Genomic DNA, 6,531 nt, shown 5'->3' with positions numbered 1-6,531 from the left:
AAGTATTGGATAATGGAAAGTTTTATAAAAAAATTAGATCAATTACATTTCTTTTTAGTAGAAAAAAATGGAGAATTAATCCTTAAAAAACATAAAAATCGTTCTGTAACAAATCCTTATGATTTTAAGGAAGATAAAGAAAATATAAAAGATTTTCTTACCAAAAATAAAATAGCATTAATAGAATTCTTAAAAGAACAGAAGATACAAAATAATACTTCTAATGTAATTTATAAATTGAGTCCTCTGCAAGAGGGAATGCTATTTCATGGATTATATGATAAAAATTCAAATGCATATATTCTGCAACTGGCAATAGAATTTACAAAAGGAGTAGACGTTACCGTGATAAAATCATCTTGGGAATATGTACTCCAGCATTATAGTATTTTAAGAACCGCATTTTTTCATGAAGACTTTAGTATACCAGTACAGCGTGTTTATGAACAAGTAACAATGCCTTTTATAGAATTAGATTATAGTTCTTTTTCTACTGCCGAAAAGAAAAATAAAATTGCATCATTCTTACTATCAGATAGAGAAAGAGGTTTTAAATTTAATGAAGTACCATTAATGAGAGTTACTCTTATTAAAACAGGAGAGACATCATACAATATGGTTTTTACTAGTCATCATATTTTAATGGATGGATGGTCATTATCAATACTTATGGGAGACTTTTTACAAGCCTATCAGTCACTCTACAAAGGAAAAAAACTACCTACAAAATCAATAGATTATTACGAAGATTATATCAGGTATATTGCATCAAAAGATCCAGAAGAAGAAACATCTTTTTGGAAAACGTATATGGAAGGGCTAACATCACCTTGTCTTCTGCCTTTTTCCAAAAAACAAATAGTACAACAAGATCAAAATAAGGACTATAGAGAGTCCTCACTACTCATAGATGCTTCGTTAACAGATCAGTTAAAAAAATATGCAAGAAGTAATCGTTTAACTGTCAATACAATCATTCAGGGAGTTTGGGCATTCTTATTACATACATATACAGCTAATGATACTATAGTTTTTGGAGTAACAGTATCAGGAAGACCTAAGGCTATAGAAAATGCGGATCAAAGAGTAGGACTATATATTAATACACTACCTCTTTGTACAACAATAGATGCTAGCCAAAAAATAACAGAATGGCTATCTGATATTCAATTACAGCATACAACAAGTAGAGAGTATCAGTATATAAATTTATCTGAAATTCAGAAATTAAATGGTATTAAAGGAAGTCTGTTTGATAGTATTATTGTATTCGAAAACTTTCCAGTATCCGATGCGGTTAAAGAACAAGAAGGAATATTAGAACTTGGCGCTGTAGAAGCAAAAGAACAAACAAATTATTTACTAACGTTAACTATAGGATTAGGAGAAACATTAGATATAAAATTTACATACAATGATGTGCTATTAAGCCCTTTTTATGTACAATCGATACAGGGACATATTAAAACAATATTAGAACAACTAACATCTATACCAGAAGACAGTACAACAAGTACACTACAGGTCTTAACACCAAATGAAAATCATCAAATACAATATGATTTTAACAACACAGAAGTAGCATACCCATTAGATAAAACACTTCTAGATTTAATTAATGATCAGGTTAATAAAACACCTAATGCTATTGCGGTACGTTTTGAAGAACAACAGCTTTCTTATAGTGAATTAGAAGAAAAATCAAATCAGTTAGCTCATCATTTAAGAAGTCGAGGAGTTACTACAGAATCTCTTGTAGGAGTATGTTTAGATCGTTCATTACATATGATGGTTAGTATTCTGGGCATATTAAAATCCGGAGGAGCATACGTGCCTATCGATCCTGATTATCCAGAAGAAAGGATTCAATATATTATACAGGACATAGCCGCACAAGTCATATTATGCGATAGCCGATCTATAGATATACTAACAGCAGTTACAGATCAAGTAGCGTTAATTGATGTGTCTCATAAAAAATTAGAATTAGAAAATTATCCTATAACAAAGGTACCTACAACAATTACTCCAAGTAATCTAGCGTATGTAATTTATACATCAGGTAGTACAGGAAAACCAAAAGGAGTAATGAATGAACATAGAGGAATTGTTAATCGATTGCTCTGGACACAGAATCAGTATCAACTTCAACCCAATGTAGATGCTATATTGCAAAAAACAACATTCTGTTTTGACGTTTCTGTCTGGGAATTATTTTGGCCATTAATATCAGGAGTACCTTTGGTATTCTTACGACCAGAAGGACATAAAGATACCACCTATCTAAAACAAACAATAGATAATTATAATATTACCACGCTACATTTTGTTCCTTCTATGCTTTGGGCATTTTTATTAGATATAGAAAAAGGGGAGTGTACTTCCTTACAGAGAGTTTTATGTAGTGGGGAAGCTCTCCGTTTAGATCAGATACAACTATTTAAAGAAAAATTCCCTAAAGTTCGTTTAGATAATTTATATGGTCCTACAGAAGCAGCTATTGATGTATCCTCTTGGCGTATACCAGAAGGAAATACATTGGAGTTGGTATCGATAGGAAAACCTATAGCTAATACAAGGTTATATATATTAGATAAAAACTATATTCCTGTACCTATAGGTGTTTCAGGAGATCTTTATATAGGGGGAGTTCAGGTAGCAAGAGGATATCTAAATAGAGAAGAGTTAACACAAGAAAAATTTATTACTAATCCATTTATGGATGGAGAGCGTATGTATGATACAGGCGATGTCGCCCGTTGGTTACCCGATGGTACTATAGAATATATAGGTAGATCTGATGATCAGGTAAAGATTAGAGGATATAGAATAGAGTTAGGAGAAATAGAAAGTATATTATCACAGATATCAGATATCAATACTTGTTGTGTTTTGGCTAAAGAAAGTTCTGATGGGAGTAAACAATTAGTAGGATATGTAGTTAGTAAAAATGTATTTGATAAGGTAAAAATGCAAGAGGTACTACAGCAAAAACTACCAGAATATATGATTCCTCAGTTATGGGTAGAATTAGATGATATGCCATTAACCTCTAATGGTAAAACAGATAAAAAAGTATTATCAACACTCAATATATCAAACTTAAATACGGTTACTTATGAGGCGCCCCGTGATGAGCTAGAAAAAGAATTAGTTACTATCTGGCAAAACTTATTAAACATCGATAAAGTAGGAATACAAGATGATTTTTTCGACTTGGGAGGGCATTCTATATTAGCAACGAGGTTAGTTTCTATAATCAGAAAAAAAGTAGAAGTAGAAATAGAAATAAAAGACGTATTTAATTACCCCACGATAAAAACATTAAAAAAGCAGATCATTAATAGTCAGCAAAAAACAATTACATCTGCAATACAACCACGAGATACAGAAGGTAAAGTTCCTTTGTCTTTTAGTCAAGAACGATTGTGGTTTGTTGATCAATTAGGAGGTAGTATCCATTATCATATTCCAATAGTATTAAGGATAAAAGGGAATTTAGATATAACAATACTAGAAACATCATTACGACAAATACTATATCGTCATAAGGCGTTAAGAACTATTATTAAGTCCGAAGAAGGTATAGGATATCAAGAGGTGATTTCGGAAAAAGACTGGAATATTAGACACTTTACTGTTGATGGAAAGCAAGAAAACTTAGAAGATAAGATAGAAAAGTTTATTTCTCATCCTTTTAATTTATCTATAGACTATATGTTTAGAGCAGGGATATATGATCAAGGAGCCGATAATTATGTACTAACAGGAGTATTTCATCACATTGCTAGTGATGGCTGGTCTATTGGTATTTTGATTCAGGAATTTATAGAGCTATACAGTTCATTCGTAGAAAAAAGAGAAGATAAATTACCACCCCTATCGGTTCAATATAGTGACTATGCGTTCTGGCAAAGAGAGTATTTAGAAGGAGAAATATTACAACAAGAACTATCGTATTGGGAGCACCAATTAAAAAAAGTTTCTTCACTAAATCTACCAATAGATTATCCACGACCTTCTATTCAAAGTACAAAAGGAGCTGACATTTCTTTTACAGTAGATTTAGAAACTACTAAAAAAATAAAAGCGATTTGTAAAGAAGAAGGAGTAACCTTATTTATGCTATTATTAAGTGCATTTAAGGTGCTGTTATATAGAAATACAGGACAAAGTGATATTAGTATAGGTACTCCAATAGCGAATAGAACACAAGAAGAAACAGAAAAAATAATAGGATTCTTTGCTAATACATTAGTGCTACGTAATAATATTTCTAAAAGTGTAGTATTTAAAGAATTGTTACGACAGGTAAAGACAACAACATTAGAGGCCTATGAACACCAGCATACTCCTTTTGAGAAAGTAGTAGATCGAGTAATAGAAAAAAGAGATATGAGTATATCTCCATTATTTCAGGTAATGTTTACATTGCAAAATGCAGTAAATGACGATGTAATAACATTGCCAGAAGTAACACTTTCTTCAGAACCTTTTAGGACTACGATTTCTCAATTTGATCTTACACTAACCGTTACAGAAACAAATTCTGGATTATCCCTAAATCTAACCTATGCAACCGCATTATTTAAAGAAGAGACAATCCAACGTTTAAAATCACAATATGAGATTTTGATGAAGAATTTGGAGGTAGAATTGGAGTATCCAATAGATAAGATGACACTACTTACAGGACAAGAAAAATACCAATTATTAGATGAATTTAATAATACCTATGCGGATTATCCATTGGATAATGCACTACCTGTATTTTTTGAAAACCAAGTAGCCAAAACCCCTGATGCTATTGCAGTAATCTTTGAAGAAGAACAGTTATCATACAGAGAACTGGATGAACGATCTAATCAATTGGCAAATTACCTGAATAGAGAAGACACTATTAAAGAAGAAATAGTAGGGATATGTCTCAATCGATCTTTAGAAATGGTGATTTCAATTTTAGGAGTTCTTAAGTCAGGAAGAGCTTATGTTCCTATAGATCCTAATTATCCTAAAGATCGTATTACATATATTCTCGAAGATGCATTTATTTCCTTAATTATAAGTAACTCAGAAAGCATAAAAGCACTAGGTAATGAGTATAAAACAACTACTATTCTCTTAGATACAGATGGAGATGAAATACAAAAAGAATCGATAAACAAACCTTCTCTACATATAGATGAAAATCAATTAGCCTATGTTATTTATACATCAGGCTCCACAGGTAATCCTAAAGGAGTTATGATAGAACATAAAAGTGTAGTAAACTTTCTCTATTCGATGATAAATAAGCTAGGTTTAGAAAAAATGAAAACCTTTTTATCAGTTACGACGTATACTTTTGATATATTTTATTTAGAACTATTTACACCACTTATTCAGGGAGCAAAAGTAGTTTTGTCGAATGAAGAATCATCAGTAGATGCATATAAATTAAGAGATCTGATTACTACATATCAACCAGAATTTATGCAGGCTACCCCTTCTACATGGCAAATGCTCGTAAGTAGTGATTGGAATAATGAAGAAAATGTTACGATCTTATGTGGAGGAGAAGCTATAAAAGAAAACCTAAAAAATAGCCTTACAACTATTAGCAGTACTGTATGGAATTTATATGGACCTACAGAGGCCACCATATGGGTTACTGCTCAAAAATTAGAGCGATCAGAAACCATAAATATAGGTACTCCTATCGACAATACTCGAGCTTACATAGTTTCAGATAGTATGCAATTACAACCTATTGGAGTTATAGGAGAGTTATGTTTTTCGGGTATAGGAATTTCTAGAGGTTATTTAAATAAGGAATCATTAACAGAAGATCGATTTATCTCAGATCCATTTACTTCAGGCTTACGCCTTTATAAGACGGGAGATCTAGCACGTTGGCTTAGTGATGGTAATATAGAGTTTTTAGGACGTAAAGATGATCAAGTAAAGATTAGAGGATATCGTATTGAACTAGGAGAAATCGAGAGTGTTTTATCAGAATTGCCATCAATTACGAGTTGCTGTGTTGTATCACGAGCAGATGGATCAGGTAGTAATCGATTAGTAGGGTATGTCGTCAGTTCTGATGCTATTGATAAGAGTTCGATACAGAGTCATTTAAAAACTCGTTTACCAGATTATATGATCCCTGGTGTTTGGGTGACATTAGAGGATATGCCTTTAACTAGTAATGGTAAGATTGATAAGAAGTCATTACCAGATCCAGACATGTCAGATGTATCGAGTTCAGTCTATGTTGCTCCTCAGAGTGCCATGGAAATATCTCTAGCTGAGATCTGGCAAGAATTGTTAGGAGTCCCTAAAGTAGGGATCCACGATAACTTTTTTGAGTTAGGAGGCCACTCCCTTCTCGCGACTCGATTGGTTTCTATGATTCGTAAGAGATTAGAAGTTGAAGTATCAATTAGAGAGATCTTTGATAACCCTATGATTTCAGATTTAGTTGTTTGTATAGAAGGTGGAGTTGGTAAGGTTTCTCTTCCATCAGTTGTACATGAAGATAAAATAGGAAGT

General features: G+C 32.3%; 1 protein-coding gene. It reads left to right on the top strand.

Annotated elements, in window-relative coordinates; all coding sequences use genetic code 11:
* Nucleotides 1-12: 12 nt before the first annotated feature.
* Nucleotides 13-6,531 (top strand): non-ribosomal peptide synthetase (locus tag N456_RS19120; RefSeq protein WP_062060634.1); only part of this gene is annotated, 6,519 nt, incomplete at its 3' end.

Source organism: Aquimarina longa SW024, assembly GCF_001401755.1.
Lineage (GTDB): Bacteria > Bacteroidota > Bacteroidia > Flavobacteriales > Flavobacteriaceae > Aquimarina > Aquimarina longa.
This window is presented reverse-complemented; position numbering and strand designations above follow the sequence as displayed.